Below are 17,008 nucleotides of genomic sequence, written 5' to 3'. Positions count from 1 at the left end.
AAAAACGCCGGCCCCGACTGGCGGGACCGGCGTTGGGAATTGGAGTAATTTGCGTTCCGCGTCAGGGCGTCACCGTCACCAGCAGGCGGGCGAAGAGACGGCCGTCGGGTGCCAGGACGCTGCGGCGCAGCTTCACCTCAACCTTGTCGACTCCCGTGTCGTAGAAGTCGTCGGTGGGCGTGATGATCACGTCGGTGGCATCGTCCACTGCGGTGGTCCAACCGCTCAGGTCGGTGCCATACTGGGCGGCGATCGCCGTCGTGGCGTCCGCCTCCGCGTCGTCACTCCGGCGGAAGTTGAAGATGAAGAAGTCCGGATCGCTGTTGTCCAGGGTCGGCACCTTGCCGGTCATCACTTCGTTCACATCGGCGGCACCCAGCACGTAGGCCACCGCATTCTCCACTCCGTCGCCGTTGGTGTCGTCGTTGGCACCCGCACCACTCGACCAAGTGGCGTAGGAAGGGCCGCCGCCGGGAAGGCCGGTGACGGCCAGCACGACATCATTACCGCTGATTTGCAGTTCGAAGTCCGCATCGCCAATCGCGTCGGTCGCGGTCGAATCACCGCCATCAATGCTACCGGTCAGCCCACCGCTGCTGATGAGCGTGTAGGTGCCATTTTCCAAGCCGCCGAGATCGCTGAAGCTGAAGTCGCTCAGGCCGAGTGCGCCGCTTCCGATGTTCAGCGCACCGGTGACAGCGATCTGGTCGCTGGCAGCAGTGGTATCGAGCTCAAAATTAAGCAGACCCGCGCCGCCGGCTGGAGCCGAAATGTCGAGGGCACCGTCGACTGTCAGGGTGCCCACTGAGGTGCCGGGTTCGAGGCTGGCACCTGCCGCCAGGACCACGCTCACAGTGCCGGGGGTGCTGTCACTAATCGTTGCGGTGCCGCCAAGAGTACTGGTGCCGTTAACATTGAAGGTCCCTGTTCTCGATGTGAAGGTCCCGTTGACGAGGAGTTTGCCAGCGGAAACGGTGGTGGCGTCGACGCTGTTCGTTCCGTTTACCGTCCAAGTGCCTCCGTCGTTCTTCTCCAAAGATCCGGGAATGGTCCCAATCTCGGCGACTTCACCATCGCCGGTACCACGTAGAATAATGCCGCCCGATGAGGTCCCGCTCCCCGCTGATATGGCGAAGGGTGAGGTGAATTTCAGAAGGCCCGTGCCGTCGGCATCAATCGTCTGCTTGGACGAACTGTCAAAGCCCACGTTAATAATGCGGTCTGTCGTTTCGCCGAGGCCCACATACCGGAGGGTGCAGCTTGCACGCTTGCCAGTCCTTGAGAGATAGATCGTACCATTGGCCTCACTGCTGGGAGCCCCGAGGGAGCTGCTTGCTACTGGGGTTGCCACCGTGCCTGAGCCGGTTTCGATGCTGCCTGCCGTGACGCTGTTGAGGGAAGAGACGGTCAGGCTGCTGCCGGATGTCGTATCCGACCAAATCCGGGTTTCGCCGGTGTAGGTGTTCTCACCGGAAAGGGTCAGATTGGAGCCGGACCAAGTCCACACCGCGCCATCCCCGCTAATGATACCCGAGAATTCCTGCGTGTCATTCCAGTGCCAGAGTTCAGATCCGGCTGCGATTGAGATGTTACCGCTGTAGCTGCCGCCACCAAGCGTGCCACCTCCGTCATTTCGACTACCAACCTCAAGTATGCCGTTGGAAATAGTCGTGTTGCCTGTGTAGCCTTGGTCGCCGACCAACCTCAAGTTGCCGGAACCGTCCTTGGTGAGTGCCAGTGCAGCGGCACCTCCATCTTGAATCGTCCCCTGGAAGGTGATGGCGGACGAATTATCGACTGTCAGAGTTGCTGCTGTGCTGGCGCTGCCATTCTCGAATGCACCGCCATCCAAGGTTCCTACAGCAACAGTGGTATCATTGCCGTTCAAGCGCAATGTGCCGTTACTGAGTGAGAGCGTCGTGCCCGACGGTAGTGAACTTGCGGCGTTGAGTTGAAGAGTCGCATCAGTGACTGAGGTGCTACCGTCGTAGGCATTCGCAGCCCCGAGTATGACTGTGCCCGGGCCACGGACCGCGAGATCATCCCCGGCCCCTCCAAAGCCATTGGACATGGTCAAGGTGCCGCCACCGCCGCCGAGGCGGTAAGTGGTTCCAGCAGGAGTGAGCGTTCCGGTATAGGCGACACTACCAACCGCCCCTAGCGAGACGTCGGTGAGACCCGGAGTGTCGAGATCAAAAGCGGTTGCCGCATAGTTGTCGGCGGCAACTGTTCCGCTTGAAGTGGTAATGATCCGGTCGAGCGCTGCGGGGATGTTGGTGTCCACAAAGGATGCGCCGAAGACCATCGTGCCCAGCGATCCAAGTGTTACGGTCTCGCCGGAGCCGTTGATCGATGCCGGAGACTCAAATTGCGTCACGCCGCCGCCGAGCACCAGGCCGCCCGTGGCACCGCTGTTGTCGGCGTTGAGTATGAGCGTGCCGTCACCGCCCTTGGAGAGCACTTCCGTGCCGGAGTCGGTGAAAGGAACTTCGATCGTCGCATCGGCTCCCGGTTGAATCAGCAAAGTGGTGTCAGAAGCTGTCACATTGAGTGCCCCGGAGGTGCCGTCGGCCAGTGTGAGCGAGCCTTCCTCGACAAACAGGCCGCCGATGTCCTGACTGCCATCCACCGTGACCGTGTAGGTCCCGGTGGCATCCGTCCCTGCAGCGAACACGGCGGACGCTCCGGCTGCCCATGCACCCGTGGCTGCTTCGCCAGTCGCGGACACGCTCCAGTAGTCGTCAGTGCCCCATGTGCCAGTCGGTGTTGTTCCGCCAGCTCCCGCAGTGGCACCGTCACTGTCCCAGTAGTTTCCGGTGAACGGGGTTCCGGTGATGCTGATGTTGTCGAAGCGGGAGGCGCTTTTGCCCGTGCCGAAGCCGAAATAGGCAGCGGCACTGTCGAAGGTGTAGTTAGTGACGACCATGGGGCTGTTCGTGAAGCTCGGACTGTCCAGCAGGACCGAGAAGGTGCCCGTCTTGCCGGCGGTCGGAGTCCAAGTGAAGGTCGCGCTCACCCATTCATTGGTCTTGAACGCGTAGTTATTGTTGCCGTCTCCGCTGAAGAGCAGCGTATTCGAGCCATCATAGACACGGGCGCGTGTTCCGAACTGCTGTTCGCACATCCAGACGTTGATGAATTCTCCAGCGTCGCCTGTAAGTCCATCCTGCACATCACCGATGATGAAATTCGCATTCGAGTAGTTTCCCTCTTCAACTACATAAAAATCGAAGCTGCCACTGATGGGCTTCGTCGCGTCGAAGGCAGCGCCGGAGTTCACGAGATAGACGCCGGGCGCGGTTTGATTGCTTGCGGTCCAATCGAGGTTGCCGCTTTGGCCGGGATTGCCCTCGCCAGCGGTGGTTGCATAGGTGCCCTCGGCACCCACGCCAATGGTCGCCCACCCAGTCGGCACATCAGGTGCGGTCGTGCTCTCGAAATCCTGGGTGATTTGGCCGCTGGCAGTGCCAGCGGTGAGGGCAAGCCCTGCAACAGCGGCGATGAGCGGGCTCGTTATTATGATGTTGGTTTTTCGTTTCATGGCGATAGGGAGGTTTGCGGTGTGGGTTTCTCTGGATTTTGTCAGAGACATGCCCCACCACCCTCTCCACAGCGAGAGCCTCCTCCAGAGTTTTTGATCTTGGGCTCTATCCTAAATTCCAGTAAGAATCGCCCATGCGACGCCCCCGGTTGTTGAGTGCGAGCGAGCAGCTGGCGGCGTTCCTGCGGGGCGAGGTGCAGGCCGGGCGATTCGAGGGGCTGATGCCCGGGGTGCTGCGGCTGGAGAAGATGCTGGGCGTGAACCGCAACACGGTCGAAGCGGCGCTGCGGCTGCTCGAGGCGGAAGGACTTCTCGCCTCCCAGGGACGGCGGCGGCAGCGGCGCATCACCCTGCCCCCCGGCTGGAAGACCGGCCGGGTGCTCAGGATCGGCATCCTTTTCCACAGCCCGACCGACCGCGAGCTGGCTTACCTGGTCGAACTGCAGCACCAGCTCGTGGAGAAAGGCCACGACCTCACCCCGGTGAAGAAGTGCCTGGTCGACCTCGGCATGGACGTGGCGCGGGTCGCCCGCCTGGTCGGGCGAACGGAGGCGGATGCCTGGATCGTGCTCGGCGGCTCGTTCGAGGTGCTTGAGTGGTTCGTCGCCCAAAAGGTGCCGGCCTTCGCCCTCTTCGGCCGACGGCGCGAGCTGCTCATCCCCGGCGTCGGACCGGACAAGCCGCCGGCTTATGCGGCGGCCACCCGCGAGCTGATCCGCCTCGGCCACCGCCGCATCGTCCTGCTGTGCCCGCCCGAGCGGCGGATTCCCGAGCCGGGCGCCTCCGAGCGGGCCTTCCTCGCCGAGATCGCCGCCCATGGCATTCCTCTGGGACGCTACCAACTGCCCGATTGGGACGGCCGGATCGAGAGCCTCCACCAGAGGCTGGAGCTGCTGTTCCGCTACAGCCCGCCGACGGCGATGATCATCGACGAGGCCCCGCTCTTCGGCGCGGTCATGCAGTTCCTCGGGCGCAAGGGTCTGCGGGTGCCCGAGGACGTGTCGCTGGTCTGCACCGACCACGCCGACTGGTTCGACTGGCTGCAACCGAGCGTGGCGCACATCCGCTGGGATCCCGCACCCGTGGTCCGGCGCATCGTCCGCTGGGCGGACCACCTGAGCCGCGGCAAGCGCGACGTCGGGCAGGTCGAGACCCTGGCGGAGTTCGTTCCCGGCGGGACCATCGGCAAGGCCCGATAGGGCGGCCGGCCCCATCAACCCGCCACGTCCAACGGAAGACGCGGAAGCCGTGGGTTGGCATGGCGGATGCAATCCGCCGCCACGTTCAGGCTGCCGACCCGGATCGTGAAGCCGCTCTCCCGGGACCAGGCGGGCCGTTCGCTCAGCGCATGTGCTTGAAGGCGCGCTCAACGACCGCCGAGACCCGCTCGGCGACTTCGTCGAAATCACCCCGTCCGTCGATCTGCTCGACGCCGTGGAGCTTCTTATACTTTTCGATGACGGGAATCGTCTTCGTTTCGTGCTCCTGCAGGCGCTTCACGATCTTCGGCAGCTCGCTGTCGTAGGGCATCGCCCGGTCGGTCTTCGAGCGGGCGTCGAGGCGCTGGATCAGGTCCAGCGTCGGCACGTCGATCTCGAGGATCATGTTCAGCGACGAGCCGTGCTTCTTGAGCAGGCCATCGAGGATGTACGACTGCACCAGCGTCCGCGGGTAGCCCTTGAAGATGTAGCCCTTGGCGGTGTCGCGGGTCTGCTCGAGCTTCTTCTCGATCAGGCGAACAACGATCTCGTCGGGCACCAGCTCACCGCTCTCGTAGAGTTCGCGCACCCGCTTTCCAAGTTCGCTTCCGCTGCGGATCTCCTCCTCGAGCATGCGCCCGGTGGCGACGAACTCGAGGCCGTACTTCTCGGCCAGCATCATGCTCTGGGATCCGCGGCCCGACCCCGGGTAGCCGAAGACGACGACGTTCAGCAGGCGTTTGCGCAGCTCGGCGGCCACGACCTCCTGGACCCGGGCGGCGACCTCCTCGACCGTGCCGGTGCCGTCGACATCGTGGCAGATTCCCTTGTCGCGGTAGAAATTCAGGACCGGCAGGGTTTTCTCGCGGTACTCGCGGAGGCGGTTGCGGATCACGGTCTCGTTGTCGTCCGAGCGGCCGGAGGTCTTGCCACGGTCGAGCAGGCGGCGCACCGACTCCTCCTCGGGGACCTCGAGGCTGATCAGGCAATGCAGCGAGGTGTTCAGCTTCATCATCAGGCCGTCGAGGATGTAGGCCTGGATGTAGGTCCGCGGAAAACCGTCGAAGAGGAAGCCTCCCGAGTCGGGGTTGTCGGTGATCGTCTGCTCGATGATCTGGACGATGATCTCGTCGGAGACCAGTCCACCCGAGGCGATGATTTCCTGGGCCTCCAATCCGAGGCGGGTCTTCTCCTTGAGCTCCTTGCGGAGCAGGTCACCGGTGGAGATGTAGAACAACTTGTGTTCCTCGATCAGCCGTTCCGACTGGGTGCCTTTGCCGGCACCGGGCGGTCCGAAAAGCGCTATATTGAGCATGGGTGCGGATGGTTAGATCCTTCGACCCATCCCAGCGCCTTTGACCCGGCCGATCCAGCAGAATCGACGACGAAACCCGGGTTGTTTCCGGAAGGCCGGCAAACCCTTGCCCTGGAACCACGATCGGGCCGCCGAAGCGACCCGATCCCGAACGGGCCCCGGAGTGGGGCCCGTGGTGAGGCTTGGAGCTTCACGAACCGCCCCGGCGCTGGCCATTGCCGTTGCCACCGCCGTTGCCCTTGCGTTGGCGCTCGCGCCGGCCGTTGCCGTTGCCATCACACTCGCCGTCGCCATCCCGCTTGCGCGCGCGTTCGCGCTGGCCGTTCCCATTGCCGCCGCCTCCCTTGCCCTTGGCAAAATAGTCCCCGCTCTGGGCAAATCCCTGCTGGCCATGACGGAGTGGGTTGCCGTTGGCGGCCTGGGCTCCCTGGAGAGTGAAGGCGACGAGGCCGAGGGTGATGAGTAGTGTTTTCATGTCTGGTTTCGGTGTTTTGGTTTCTGGTGATACTGCCTTGATGGCACCTCCCAGAATACCCGCCGCAGATGATCCGAAGATGACGGTGGAGAAAAAATTCACCTCATTCCCGCACGACCCGGATCTCGAGTTCGGCATCGCCAATGAGTTCCGCCTCGAGCCGGCAGCCCATGGCCTCGGCGCAGGCGCGGGCCAGGGAAAGGCCCAGCCCGCAGTGGTCGCTTTCTCCACGGGCCCCGTCCGCACGCCAGAAGCGGTCGAAGAGCTTCCCGACCTGCACCTCGTCCAGGTCCGATGCCGGATTCCGCACGGCGACCAGCGTCTCACCTCCCCCGGCGGACACGGTCACGCACCCGCCCTCGTCCGCATACTCGGCCGCGTTGCCCAGGAGGTTGCCGAGCAGGTGGGACCACCACGAACGATCCCCCTGAAGTACGGCATCTTTCGTAATTTGGCACTCGAACGTCACCCGCCGGGCGGCGGCGGTCGCCGCATGGTCGGACCACAACTCGTCGACGAGTGGTCGCAGCGGAAAGGATCCGGCTTCGCCGTCGGGCCGCTCGCGCTCGATCCGGGCGAGCTGCAGCATCGCGTGGACGACGCGCTCCATCCGCTCCGACGAGGCCACCACCTCGCCCCATGCTTCGGGCCCGCCCTCCTCCGGCCACTTGAGCGCGGTCTCGGCGATGGTCTTCGTTTCCGCCAGCGGCGTGCGCATTTCGTGGGCGAGATCGGCGCTGAAGCGGCGTTCGCGGGCGAAGCTGTGGTCCATGCGCTCCATCAGGTCGTTGAGCCGGGCGGTGATCGGCCGCAGCTCCTCGGGAAGGCCCTGCTGGTCGAAGCGTTCGTCCAGCGAGGAAACGTCGATGCGCTCCACCTCGCCGGCGATCCGCCGCAACGGGGCGAGACCGGCACCGACGACCAGCCGCACGCCGAAACCCGTGAGCACCATCAGTCCGGCACCCGAGACCAGCAGGATTCCGAGCAGTCGCTGCAGCTTCCGCTCCACCTCGTCGAGCGGGCGGGCGACGGTGACCTGCATGAAGCTTCCCCTGCCCATGCCGAAGCGGTGACCCGCCGCCATCACCCGGGTGCCGTCGGCGAGCACCACCACTTGCGCCTCGCCGTCGGCGGGCCAGGGAAGCTCGTCCGGCAGGTTGTCCGAGCGGACGGCGGCATCCTCGTCGTCCAGGCGGACCTGCCAGTAGACACCGTCGCCCAGCTCCTCCATCGCCACCGGGTCGAACCGCCGCCACGGTCCGCCACGGCGCGGCCCGCCGCCGCCACCGCCACCCATCGAGCCGACGGTGCGGACCTGCCGGCACAAGGTCTGCAACTCGTTCTCAAACCCCGCCATGAGGCCCGCGCGGTAGGACAGGTAGATCGCCGCCCCCGCGCCGATCCCCAGCAGCCCGATGGCGGCGAGGAACGTGAGCGTGAGTCGGCGGCGGATCGATTTCATGTCTCTTCCAGCACGTATCCCTGGCCGCGGCGGGTGTGGATGAGCGGCGTCCCGGCGCCGGCCGCGCCCAGCTTGCGTCGGAGCTGATAGACGGTGGCATCGACCACGTTGCTCATCGGTGGGGCGAGTTCGTCGTAAAGGTGCTGCTCGAGTTCCGGGCGGCCCATCACCTTGCCGGGCTGCAGCGCCAGCACGTGCAGGAGGCGGTACTCGCGGGCGGTGAGATCCAGCCGCTCGCCACTGCGGGAGGCCGTCCGCCGGTCGGTGTCGACCTCGAGGTCGCCGACCCGGATCAGGGTCGACGGGTGGTCGAAACGCCGCCGGCACAGGGCGTCGACCCGGGCCAGCAGCTCCTCCAGCGCGAAGGGTTTGCCGAGGTAGTCGTCGGCCCCGCCGCGGAGGCCCGCCACGCGATCCTCGACCGTGTTGCGCGCGGTGAGCAGCAGGATCGGCACCCGGTTCTCCTCGCGCCGCAGCGCCGCCAGCACGTCCAGCCCGTCGAGCTTCGGCAGCATCAGGTCGAGCACCACCACGTCGTAGGCGAACTCCCGTGCGCGCCACAGGCCGTCCTCGCCGTTGTCGGCCTCGTCGACCACGTAGCCGCTGCGCTTCAGCGCCCGCGCCACCGCCGCCCGCAGGCGGTTCGAATCTTCGACTAACAACACGCGCATCCTTTTCTCCGATTCTCCAGCCCCCACTACCGGCGACAAGCGGTTTCCGCAGCCGCTCCCGCCACTCTCACCGACCGAAGATGATGGGAAGATGACGAGCCGTTCGTTTCGCGGAATCACTTCCCGAACTCCGCGACCAGCGCGCTGACGGTCGCCTTGGCGTCGCCGTAGAGCATGCGCGTGTTCTCGCCGAAGAAGAGGGCGTTCTCCAGGCCGGAGAAACCGGCGCCCTGGCCGCGCTTGAGGCAGTAGACCGTCCGCGCCTCGTGGGCGTGGATGATGGGCATGCCGTAGATCGGGCTCGAGGGGTCGTCGAGAGCGGCGGGATTCACCACGTCGTTGGCGCCGATCACGATCGCGACGTCGACGGTCGGCATGATCGGGTTCACCTGGTCCATTTCCTGGAGCATTTCGTAGGGCACGTCGGCCTCGGCGAGCAGCACGTTCATGTGGCCGGGCATGCGGCCGGCGACCGGGTGGATGGCGAAGCGCACCTCGGCGCCGTTCTCCTCGAGGATGCCGGCGAGTTCCTTGACCGCGTGCTGGGCCTGCGCCACCGCCATGCCGTAGCCGGGGACGATCACCACGCTCTGCGCCGCCTCGAGGACGTAGTAGGCGTCCTCGACCGTCGAGGGTTTCATCTCGCCGGTCACCCCCGTGCCGGCCTGCGCGGTCGCGCCGAAGCCGCTGAAGAGCACGTTGCCGATCGAGCGGTTCATCGCCTTGCACATGATGCCGGTGAGGATGAGCCCGGAGGCGCCGACCAGGCAGCCGGCGACGACCAGCACGTTGTTGAGGATGATGAAACCGGCCATCGCCGCGGCGATGCCGGACAGCGAGTTCAGCAGCGCGATCACCACCGGCATGTCGCCGCCGCCGATGGGGACCGTGATGAGCACGCCGAGCAACAGGGCCAGGACCACCAACGCCACCCCGGCGTAAACGGCCCAGGCGGTTTCGCCCCCGGCGACCATCAGCACGATTCCGGTCACCGCCGCCACCATCGCCACCAGGTTCACGAACTGCTGGCCGGAGAAGAGGCTCGGTTTCCCGGGAAACTTGCCGGACAGCTTGCCCCAGGCGACCAGGCTGCCGGTGAAGGTGATGCCGCCGATGAGCGCGGTGAGTCCGATCGCCACCAGCACGAACCAGCCGGGCACCGTCACGCCACTCTGGGCCTGCAGCAGTTCGAGGTAGTGGTCGACCCCGCCAACGCGCAGCTTGGCATACTCGGCGGCACCGACCAGCAGCGAGGCGAGGCCACCGAAGCCGTTGAAAAGGGCCACCATTTCCGGCATGCCGGTCATCTGCACCCGCGTGGCCGCGACCGCACCGATCGCGCCGCCGAGGAGGATCCCGGCGGCCACCATCGGCCAGTCGAGCCCGAGGTAGAGCAGCGTGGCCACCACCGCCAGCAGCATGCCCACCGACGACAGCCGGTTGCCCCGGCGCGCGGTGTCGGCCGAGCCGAGCCACTTGATCCCGAAGATGAACAAGATCGAGGCGGCGATGTAGAGGAGGTTGATCAGGACCGCGTTCATGGCCGCGGCCCTCCCTTGTCCTTCTTCTTGAACATCGCCAGCATGCGGTCGGTGACCATGTAGCCGCCGACGACGTTGATCGAGGCGAAGACGACCGCGGCGAAGCCGAGCCACTTGGCCGCGGGTCCCTCCATGGTGTTGAGCGCCAGCAGGGCGCCGACGATGGTGATGCCGGAAATGGCGTTCGACCCGCTCATCAGCGGCGTGTGGAGTTGCGACGGGACTTTCGAGATCAGTTCGAAGCCGAGGAAAATCGCCAGGGTGAAGGCGAACAGAAGAAGGAGGAGCGGGGCGAGTTCCATGATGGAGGATGGCGGATGGAAGATGGTGGATGAAGGAGCGCGCGAAGTTGTCGCGCATCGCCCTACCCTGCAGGCTTGAAGCGTTCGTGGACGATCTGCCCGCCATGGGTCAGCAGGCAGCCCTTGATGATCTCGTCGTCGGTCCTGAGCGGGAAGGTCTCCCCGTCCCAGAAGTGCTCGATCAGGTTGACGATGTTGGCGGCAAACATCTGGCTGGCATGGCGGGGCACGCGGGCCTCGAGGGCACCCCAGCCGATGATGCGGACGCCGGCATCGGTGACCACTTCCTCGTCGCACACGGTGCCCTCGACATTGCCGCCACCCTCGGCGGCGAGGTCGACCACCACGCTGCCGGGCCGCATGCCGGCAATCATGCCGGCAGTGAGAAGGACCGGCGCCTTGCGCCCGAAAACCTTGGCCGTGGTGACCACGATGTCCGCCCCGCTGCAGATCTTCGCCATCCCCTGGCGCTGGAGTTCGACCTGCTCGGGAGTGAGTTCCCGGGCGTAGCCCTGCTCGGTCTCGCCGGTCTCGCCGATGTCGATCTTCACGAACTTGGCACCCAGCGATTTCACCTGTTCCTCGACGACGGGACGCGTGTCGAAGGCCTCGACCCGCGCTCCCAGCCGCCGCGCGGTGGCGATCGCCTGCAGGCCCGCCACGCCGACCCCGATCACGAAGACCTTGGCCGGCGAAATCGTGCCCGCCGGCGTCATCATCATCGGCAGGATGGCATCGAGCCGTTCCGCGGCGGTGACCACCCCCATGTAGCCGGCGAGGTTGGCCTGGCTGCTGAGCACGTCCATCTTCTGCGCCAGCGTCGTGCGGGGGATGAGTTCGCTGCACAGGGCGCTGACCCCGGCATCGGCGTAGGCCTTGATCCGCTCAGGTGAGCCGAAGGGATCCATCAGCCCGGTCGCAAGGGATCCCGGTTTCTGGAGGGCAACCTCTTCCACTTCCGCCGGGCGGACGCGGATGACGAAGTCCGCCTCGCCAAGGGCCGCGGCAAGATCGGTGCGGATCGTTGCTCCCGCCTCTTCATAGTCGGCGTCAAGATGGCCGGCCGCCTCGCCGCCACCGGCCTCGATCGCAACCGCGGCACCCAGCTTCACCAGCCTCGCGACGGCGGCGGGATCCAACCCGACGCGTGACTCCAACGGGCGGGTTTCCTTGGGGACGAAGAGCAACATGGGAATGTCTCCGAATCGGCGCGGAGCCACCTGCCATGCAAGCCAGCCAACCTGCCGAAGACAAGATGAATTCCCCTGCTGCCGTCCATCATGCCACTGGCGGGTAAGACAAGCCGCTCTGGTGCATCGGGCGCGATTGGCGTAGGCCCGGACCCGTGAACCCGAGCCTGCAACGATTTTCCGGCAGCCGCATGATTGCGGCGGCTTTCGTGATCGGCTTCTGCTCCGGCCCGGGCCAGTCCTTCACCTTCTCGGTCTTCCAGCCCTTCCTGCTGGAAAGCTTCGGCATTTCCCGTGGCACCTTCGCCGGCATCTACGCGGCCGGCAGCCTGCTCAGCGCGTTGGTCGCCTCGCTGGCAGGCCGGGCCGCGGACCGCTACGGCATCCGTCGTACTCTGGCGCTTTCCGCGGTGGTGATGGCCGCCGCCTGCGGTGGCATGGCGGTCAGCGGGGGACTGGTTCCACTCGCCGTTTCGCTCGCCGTGCTGCGCGCCCTCGGCCAGGGCACGCTGGTCCTGCTCGGCAGCCTGCTGGTGATGCAGTGGTATGCCCGTCGCCGCGGCCGGGCGATGTCGCTGGCCGGCCTCGGCGTCTCTCTCTCCGGTGCCGTGCTTCCCCCCGCCTGCTTTGCCGCCATCGCCGCCCTCGGGTGGCGGGAAAGCTACGCGTGGACCGGCGGCATCCTGCTGGTGGTGCTGCTCGGCGTGGCCGCCCTGATGGTGCGCAACACGCCGGAGGAGCTCGGCCAGCATCCCGATGGGGATGGCGTGCCGCAGCCGATCCCGAAACGGCGGGCCGACCGCCGCGTGTTCCGCTCGGCGCGCTTCTGGATCCTGGCCATCGCGCTGGCCGCGGCGCCCTTTGTCGTCACCGCGCTGGTCTTCCACCAGGCCTCGCTGTTCGCCGACCGGGGGATCTCCGGCGGTGCGGCCGCCGGCATGCTGTCGGTGCTGGCCGTCGCCTCGGCCGTCACCACCCTCATCACCGGGCCCCTCGTCGACCGCTTCGGTGTGCGCCGGATTCTGCGGGCTTCGCTGTTGCTGCAGATGCTCTGCCTGCTCCTCGCGCACCTGCTTCAACCCGGTGCGATGATGTGGATCTACACCCTGCTGGTCGGGGCGGTCGCCGGCAGCTCGGGGGTGATGGGCGGGGTCACCTGGGCGCGCTTCTACGGACGGGACGGGCTCGGCGCGGTGCAGGGCTCGGCCGGCACCGTCGTCCTCACCGCCGCCGCCGTGGCCCCGCTGCCGATGGGATTCCTGCGCGACCTCACCGGTTCCCATCTCGCCGGCCTCTCGGTGTGCCTCATCCTCCCGCTCGCCGGGCTCGTGCTGCTGACGCGCGACGTGGAGGCGATGGAGGAATAGTCGACAGTCAGGCGTCGAAATACTCGAAGACCACTTCGCCGCGATCCCAATCGACCTCCAGCGAGCCGTGGTTTCCCTGCACCGGAACGGAGTCGAAACACTCGATTCCCGAATCCTGTGCCGACTTGAATCCGAAGGCACGCATGAACGCCCGCACCTCCTCGACAGGCGCCACGAATTCCAGGCGGAACTCGTCCTCGACGATGATGGAGTAGCGCTCGTGAGCGAGGACTTCGGCGGAGGGGGGCAGCTCGTGCCCGGTCACGCGGTGGAAGTACCGCTGTGGGGAAATCCGATCCATGATCGCCGGAACGACCAGCACCGACAGACCCACCAGCAGGGGCAGGAAGCCTCCCATCCACCAGGCCCGGTTCCTGCAGACCGGGGCCGCGATTCGGATGATCCCGTAGCCGGACCCGTGCAGCACGAGGGCGAAGGGAAACAGGAAGCCGGAGAGGAGGAGGAGGAGGTAGTGCCCGTGCAGGTCCGCCACGGCATCCCTCCAATCGGTGTTCACGACCAGCGCCCGGACAAGGAGCGTGAGAAAGGGCATGGTGTAGGCCCCCGCCGCCACCAGAAACGCCTTCCGCAAACGGGCACCGGTCCGGGCGGGGTGATCGAGTGCGGCGTCCTCCATGGCCGGACCTCAATACCACAGGTCGCGGAAACGAAGCGACCCACTCGAGGAAATTGACAAGCGGCATGCCTGCATGCATGGTGCATGCATGGCAACGAAGACGATCTCGATCGATCTGGAGGCGTACGAGCGACTTTCGGGCGCGCGGCGGGAGCCGAAGGAGTCGTTTTCCCAAGTGATCAAGCGCGCCGAGTGGGGTGAGCAGGGCAAGACTTGTGGGGCCTTGCTCGCCTCGCTGTCGAAAATCCCGGTAGTGGATGATGAGGTGCTGGAGCGGCTGGAGCGGGCCCAGGCAGAAGACGCGGCCCCTGACGACGCGTGGTCGTGAAGGCTCTGCTCTTCGACACCTGCTTCCTGATCGACCTCGAGCGCGAGTTGCGGCGGGGCGAGGGACGGGCCCACGAATTCCTGCGGCTCCATCCGGCTTCCCATGCCCGCTTGAGCTGGACGACGGTTGGCGAGTTTGCGGAAGGCTTCGGGGGCGTCGATCATCCGGCCTGCGGGGCGATGCTGGCGCGCTTCGAAATCGTGCCGGTGGATCGTTCGGTCGCCGACCGCTATGCCTTCATCACCCGGCACCTGCGCGACCGCCGGCAGCTGATCGGGGCCAACGACCTGTGGATCGCCGCTGCCGCGCTCGCCCACGACCTGCCGCTGGTCACGAACAACCTCTCGCACTTCGAAAGGGTGCCGGGGCTGTCCGTCATGAGCTACTAGAATTGACGTAATCAGACGTCCACGTACTCGAAGACTGCCACTCCGGACATCCAGTTGATGGTCAGCTTGCTGAAGCCGCCGTGATCATGGTCCAAGTGGAATTCCTCGGTGGAGCCCCTGAGGTTCCCCTCCCCCCAACCGAGATCATCCACCAACTGCCGCAAAGCCTCTTCCGAAGCTCGGAACTCGAATTCGACGCTGTAGTCGATGCCCGCGCTGATCGAGCGGTAGTCGAGCATCACCGCTTCCGCGGGAAACGCCACGCCGGCAAGACGTTCGAACCGTCGCTCGGGCTGGATACGGTCGAGCAACGCGGGAATCTGCATCCCAAACGCGACGAGGACCGGCAGGCCCAGGATGAGCAGATCACGAACACCCCGTAGTCTCGGGATGCGGCCAAGGGCGCGCCCCACCAACGCCGCCGGCAGAAAGAACATCCCCATCGCGAAGGGCGAAACCACCAAGTCAAACACCGCCCGATGCCAAACCGGGTAGTAAGGCCAGACGTTGTAAAGCAATAGAGAGTTCCCGAACAAACTGGCCCACGCCAGAACCCACAGGGCCCCGAGGATCAGCCACCTGCGCTGACGTTTGGCGCGCTTTTGGAGCGCTGCCTCAAGGTCGTCGTGACGAAAGCGAACCTCTGATCCGGGTATCATGCCTCTCTTCGCAACCTCGCCAGATCCGCCAAATCCTGAGGCCGGCCCGTCGCCTCCTTGTTCCGTTCGAGTTCCGACTTGCCGATGACGAACACAGACAAGCCGTCGAGATCGACCGGGATCCGCGAAGCGCGCGCATCTTCCCACGTCACGCCGGTGATACCCGTCAGCAGATTGATCCGGTTGGGAGCACGGCCCAGTTGGATCACCTGCCCCTCGTCGAGGAAGTCGCTGCGACTGATCCCAATGCCACCGAAACCGAACTCCTCGATCACTGCCTCGAGGCGCTCGGCATTCTCCGGGGAGACGAGGACCATCAGATCGATGTCCTCGGTAAACCGCGGAGCTCCGTGAAAGGCAAGGGCGTAGCCGCCCACGATCAGGAACTCAACTTTCCGCGAGAGGCACAACGCGACAAACTCGCGAACGTCGGGGTGCAGCTTCATCGGCATCCGGGTAAAAGGCTCGGCCACGAGACAGGAGTTCCTCGAAGATCGCCATGGCCTCATCGCGGTCCTCGATCCGCGGAGGGATGTCCTCGGACTCAAGCGGGCGTTTGATCGCGACTTTCTCCACAGCCGCAACCTAACCGGCGAAACGGGAAGTGTCGAGGAGCGGCGGTGGCGACGGGTCCGAATGAAAGGGGTGGGCAGCGGTCGATGCCCTGGCGTTCGAGGGCCCGGCTTCGGCAATGTCGATCGGGCCACGGGCCTGGAAGGCCCGGCCACGGTCGGCTGAAGCCGGCGCTCCGTCAGTCCTCGTCCTTCGCGCCTTTCACGCGGACCTTGCCGCGGAGCTTGGCCTCGATGAAGGCGTCGATGTCGCCATCCATGATGTTCTGGATGTTGCCGCTTTCCTCGCCGGTGCGGAGGTCGAGGACCTTCTGGTAGGGCTGGAAGACGTAGGAGCGGATCTGGTTGCCCCAGGCGATCTCGCCCTTTTCGCCGTAGGCCTGCTCGGCGGCGGCGGCGCGCTTGTCCTCCTCGAGCTGGAGCAGCTTCGCCTTGAGGATCTGGAACGCGAGTTCCTTGTTGGCGCCCTGGGTCCGGGCGGCGGTCGACTTGATCAGGATGCCGGTCGGCAGGTGGCGCAGCAGCACCGCGGTCTCCACCTTGTTGACGTTCTGGCCGCCCTTGCCGCCGGAGCGGGCGGTGGTGATCTCGATGTCCTTGTCGGCGATCTCGATCTTGATCTCGTCGTCGAGTTCCGGGGTGGCATCGACCGAGGCGAAGGAGGTGTGGCGCTTGCCGGCCGAGTCGAAGGGCGAGATGCGAACCAGCCGGTGGACGCCGCGCTCGTTCTTCATGAAACCGTAGGCGTTCTCACCGGTGACCTTGATCGTCACGGATCGGAGGCCGGCCTCCTCGCCGTCCTCGTAATCAATCGTCTCGACATTGTAGCCCTTCTGCTCGGCCCAGCGGACATACATCCGCTGCAGCATCTGGGCCCAGTCGCAGGCCTCGGTGCCGCCGGCGCCGGCCTGGATCTGGACGAAGCAGTTGGCCGCGTCGTTCGGCTTGTCGAGCAGGGTGACCAGCTCGAAGGCGGCGATGTCCTTGGTCAACTGTCGTGCCTGCTCGACCGCCTCGGCGGCCGCGTCGTCGTCGTCGAACTCCTTGGCCAACTCGATCGCCGCCAGCACGTCGGCGAGCCCCGACTCCAGCCGGGCGAAGGTCTCGGCCTTCTTCTTGAGGGAAGCCGCCCGCTCACTGGTCTGGCGGGCCTTTCCGGGATCGTCCCAGAAATCGGGCGCCCCCATGGACTCTTCGAGGGTCGCAACCTCGCGGTTCAGCTTTTCGACGTCAAAGATACCTCCCGAGCTCGGCGATGCGCTTGCGAAGCGCCTCGGTGTCGAGCGTCGTGAGGTCGGTGGTACGGATTTCAGCCATCGCGGGGCGGAGGGAACGGCAGCACCGCCCCGGACACAAGAAC

The 17,008-nt window shown here is 65.6% G+C and carries 16 protein-coding genes; 4 read left to right on the top strand and 12 right to left on the bottom strand.

The window, feature by feature from the left end:
* Nucleotides 1–61: 61 nt before the first annotated feature.
* Nucleotides 62–3,541 (bottom strand): beta strand repeat-containing protein, encoded by a 3,480-nt coding sequence (locus ACG2LG_RS16190; RefSeq protein WP_396260704.1) that lies wholly within the window; start codon nt 3,539–3,541, stop codon nt 62–64.
* A 134-nt stretch (nt 3,542–3,675) separates the two neighbouring features.
* On the opposite strand from ACG2LG_RS16190, the gene ACG2LG_RS16185 reads away from it, so the two are divergent.
* Nucleotides 3,676–4,740: a substrate-binding domain-containing protein gene (locus ACG2LG_RS16185; protein WP_396260702.1), complete on the top strand. Its 1,065-nt coding sequence runs from the start codon at nt 3,676–3,678 to the stop codon at nt 4,738–4,740.
* Nucleotides 4,741–4,882: 142 nt separating this feature from the next.
* Here ACG2LG_RS16185 and ACG2LG_RS16180 read toward each other — a convergent pair whose 3' ends face one another.
* From ACG2LG_RS16180 to ACG2LG_RS16150, 7 genes are all read right to left on the bottom strand, one after another.
* Nucleotides 4,883–6,055 carry an adenylate kinase gene (locus ACG2LG_RS16180; RefSeq protein WP_396260700.1) on the bottom strand — a complete coding sequence of 391 codons (1,173 nt, stop codon included), beginning with the start codon at nt 6,053–6,055 and terminating at the stop codon, nt 4,883–4,885.
* Between the two features lie 190 nt (nt 6,056–6,245).
* Nucleotides 6,246–6,530 (bottom strand): hypothetical protein, encoded by a 285-nt coding sequence (locus tag ACG2LG_RS16175; RefSeq protein ID WP_396260699.1) that lies wholly within the window; start codon nt 6,528–6,530, stop codon nt 6,246–6,248.
* A gap of 103 nt (nt 6,531–6,633) precedes the next feature.
* A complete protein-coding gene (locus ACG2LG_RS16170; protein WP_396260697.1) occupies nt 6,634–7,992 on the bottom strand; it encodes a histidine kinase dimerization/phospho-acceptor domain-containing protein in 1,359 nt (452 codons plus the stop codon).
* Nucleotides 7,989–8,663: a response regulator transcription factor gene (locus ACG2LG_RS16165; protein WP_396260695.1), complete on the bottom strand. Its 675-nt coding sequence runs from the start codon at nt 8,661–8,663 to the stop codon at nt 7,989–7,991. The genes ACG2LG_RS16170 and ACG2LG_RS16165 overlap by 4 nt, the downstream gene beginning before the upstream one ends.
* A gap of 116 nt (nt 8,664–8,779) precedes the next feature.
* The gene (locus tag ACG2LG_RS16160; RefSeq protein WP_396260693.1) at nt 8,780–10,204 is read right to left on the bottom strand and encodes an NAD(P)(+) transhydrogenase (Re/Si-specific) subunit beta; all 1,425 of its coding nucleotides are present in this window, start codon (nt 10,202–10,204) and stop codon (nt 8,780–8,782) included.
* Complete coding sequence (locus ACG2LG_RS16155; protein WP_396260692.1) at nt 10,201–10,506, bottom strand: NAD(P) transhydrogenase subunit alpha; 306 nt, start codon at nt 10,504–10,506, stop codon at nt 10,201–10,203. The genes ACG2LG_RS16160 and ACG2LG_RS16155 overlap by 4 nt, the downstream gene beginning before the upstream one ends.
* A gap of 62 nt (nt 10,507–10,568) precedes the next feature.
* Nucleotides 10,569–11,696: an NAD(P) transhydrogenase subunit alpha gene (locus ACG2LG_RS16150; RefSeq protein WP_396260690.1), complete on the bottom strand. Its 1,128-nt coding sequence runs from the start codon at nt 11,694–11,696 to the stop codon at nt 10,569–10,571.
* Between the two features lie 191 nt (nt 11,697–11,887).
* Between ACG2LG_RS16150 and ACG2LG_RS16145 the strand changes: the two genes are divergently transcribed.
* A complete protein-coding gene (locus ACG2LG_RS16145; protein WP_396260689.1) occupies nt 11,888–13,063 on the top strand; it encodes an MFS transporter in 1,176 nt (391 codons plus the stop codon).
* 7 nt (nt 13,064–13,070) lie between these two features.
* Here ACG2LG_RS16145 and ACG2LG_RS16140 read toward each other — a convergent pair whose 3' ends face one another.
* Nucleotides 13,071–13,700 (bottom strand): hypothetical protein, encoded by a 630-nt coding sequence (locus tag ACG2LG_RS16140; protein ID WP_396260687.1) that lies wholly within the window; start codon nt 13,698–13,700, stop codon nt 13,071–13,073.
* An 88-nt stretch (nt 13,701–13,788) separates the two neighbouring features.
* Between ACG2LG_RS16140 and ACG2LG_RS16135 the strand changes: the two genes are divergently transcribed.
* The gene (locus ACG2LG_RS16135; RefSeq protein ID WP_396260685.1) at nt 13,789–14,028 is read left to right on the top strand and encodes an antitoxin VapB family protein; all 240 of its coding nucleotides are present in this window, start codon (nt 13,789–13,791) and stop codon (nt 14,026–14,028) included.
* Nucleotides 14,025–14,417, top strand: coding sequence for a type II toxin-antitoxin system VapC family toxin (locus tag ACG2LG_RS16130; protein WP_396260684.1), 393 nt, complete (start codon nt 14,025–14,027; stop codon nt 14,415–14,417). Before ACG2LG_RS16135 ends, ACG2LG_RS16130 begins: the two co-directional genes overlap by 4 nt.
* Nucleotides 14,418–14,428: 11 nt before the next feature.
* Here ACG2LG_RS16130 and ACG2LG_RS16125 read toward each other — a convergent pair whose 3' ends face one another.
* The 3 genes from ACG2LG_RS16125 to prfB all read right to left on the bottom strand — a co-directional run bounded on the left by ACG2LG_RS16125 (nt 14,429) and on the right by prfB (nt 16,965).
* Nucleotides 14,429–14,854, bottom strand: coding sequence for a hypothetical protein (locus ACG2LG_RS16125; protein WP_396260683.1), 426 nt, complete (start codon nt 14,852–14,854; stop codon nt 14,429–14,431).
* Between the two features lie 218 nt (nt 14,855–15,072).
* A complete protein-coding gene (locus tag ACG2LG_RS16120) occupies nt 15,073–15,528 on the bottom strand; it encodes a nucleotidyl transferase AbiEii/AbiGii toxin family protein (RefSeq protein ID WP_396260681.1) in 456 nt (151 codons plus the stop codon).
* Nucleotides 15,529–15,827: 299 nt separating this feature from the next.
* Nucleotides 15,828–16,965 (bottom strand): peptide chain release factor 2 gene (gene prfB, locus ACG2LG_RS16115; protein WP_396260679.1). Its coding sequence is split into 2 segments (ribosomal slippage): nt 15,828–16,886 and nt 16,888–16,965, totalling 1,137 coding nucleotides; the frame shifts between segments, so codons are not numbered across the junction.
* Nucleotides 16,966–17,008: the final 43 nt, after the last annotated feature.

The organism is Haloferula sp. A504, from assembly GCF_044385805.1.
Lineage (GTDB): Bacteria > Verrucomicrobiota > Verrucomicrobiia > Verrucomicrobiales > Akkermansiaceae > Haloferula.
Note: the sequence above shows the minus strand (reverse complement) of the source record. Positions and strands in the feature narration are given on the sequence as shown.

Coding starts and splice junctions, on each gene's coding strand:
- ACG2LG_RS16120 (WP_396260681.1), bottom strand. CDS start 15,528: ATGCCGATGAAGCTGCACCCCGACGTTCGCGAGTTTGTCGCGTTGTGC.
- ACG2LG_RS16165 (WP_396260695.1), bottom strand. CDS start 8,663: ATGCGCGTGTTGTTAGTCGAAGATTCGAACCGCCTGCGGGCGGCGGTG.
- ACG2LG_RS16125 (WP_396260683.1), bottom strand. CDS start 14,854: ATGTTCTTTCTGCCGGCGGCGTTGGTGGGGCGCGCCCTTGGCCGCATC.
- ACG2LG_RS16140 (WP_396260687.1), bottom strand. CDS start 13,700: ATGGAGGACGCCGCACTCGATCACCCCGCCCGGACCGGTGCCCGTTTG.
- ACG2LG_RS16190 (WP_396260704.1), bottom strand. CDS start 3,541: ATGAAACGAAAAACCAACATCATAATAACGAGCCCGCTCATCGCCGCT.
- ACG2LG_RS16135 (WP_396260685.1), top strand. CDS start 13,789: ATGGCAACGAAGACGATCTCGATCGATCTGGAGGCGTACGAGCGACTT.
- ACG2LG_RS16150 (WP_396260690.1), bottom strand. CDS start 11,696: ATGTTGCTCTTCGTCCCCAAGGAAACCCGCCCGTTGGAGTCACGCGTC.
- ACG2LG_RS16155 (WP_396260692.1), bottom strand. CDS start 10,506: ATGGAACTCGCCCCGCTCCTCCTTCTTCTGTTCGCCTTCACCCTGGCG.
- ACG2LG_RS16145 (WP_396260689.1), top strand. CDS start 11,888: ATGATTGCGGCGGCTTTCGTGATCGGCTTCTGCTCCGGCCCGGGCCAG.
- ACG2LG_RS16175 (WP_396260699.1), bottom strand. CDS start 6,530: ATGAAAACACTACTCATCACCCTCGGCCTCGTCGCCTTCACTCTCCAG.
- ACG2LG_RS16180 (WP_396260700.1), bottom strand. CDS start 6,055: ATGCTCAATATAGCGCTTTTCGGACCGCCCGGTGCCGGCAAAGGCACC.
- ACG2LG_RS16170 (WP_396260697.1), bottom strand. CDS start 7,992: ATGAAATCGATCCGCCGCCGACTCACGCTCACGTTCCTCGCCGCCATC.
- ACG2LG_RS16185 (WP_396260702.1), top strand. CDS start 3,676: ATGCGACGCCCCCGGTTGTTGAGTGCGAGCGAGCAGCTGGCGGCGTTC.
- ACG2LG_RS16160 (WP_396260693.1), bottom strand. CDS start 10,204: ATGAACGCGGTCCTGATCAACCTCCTCTACATCGCCGCCTCGATCTTG.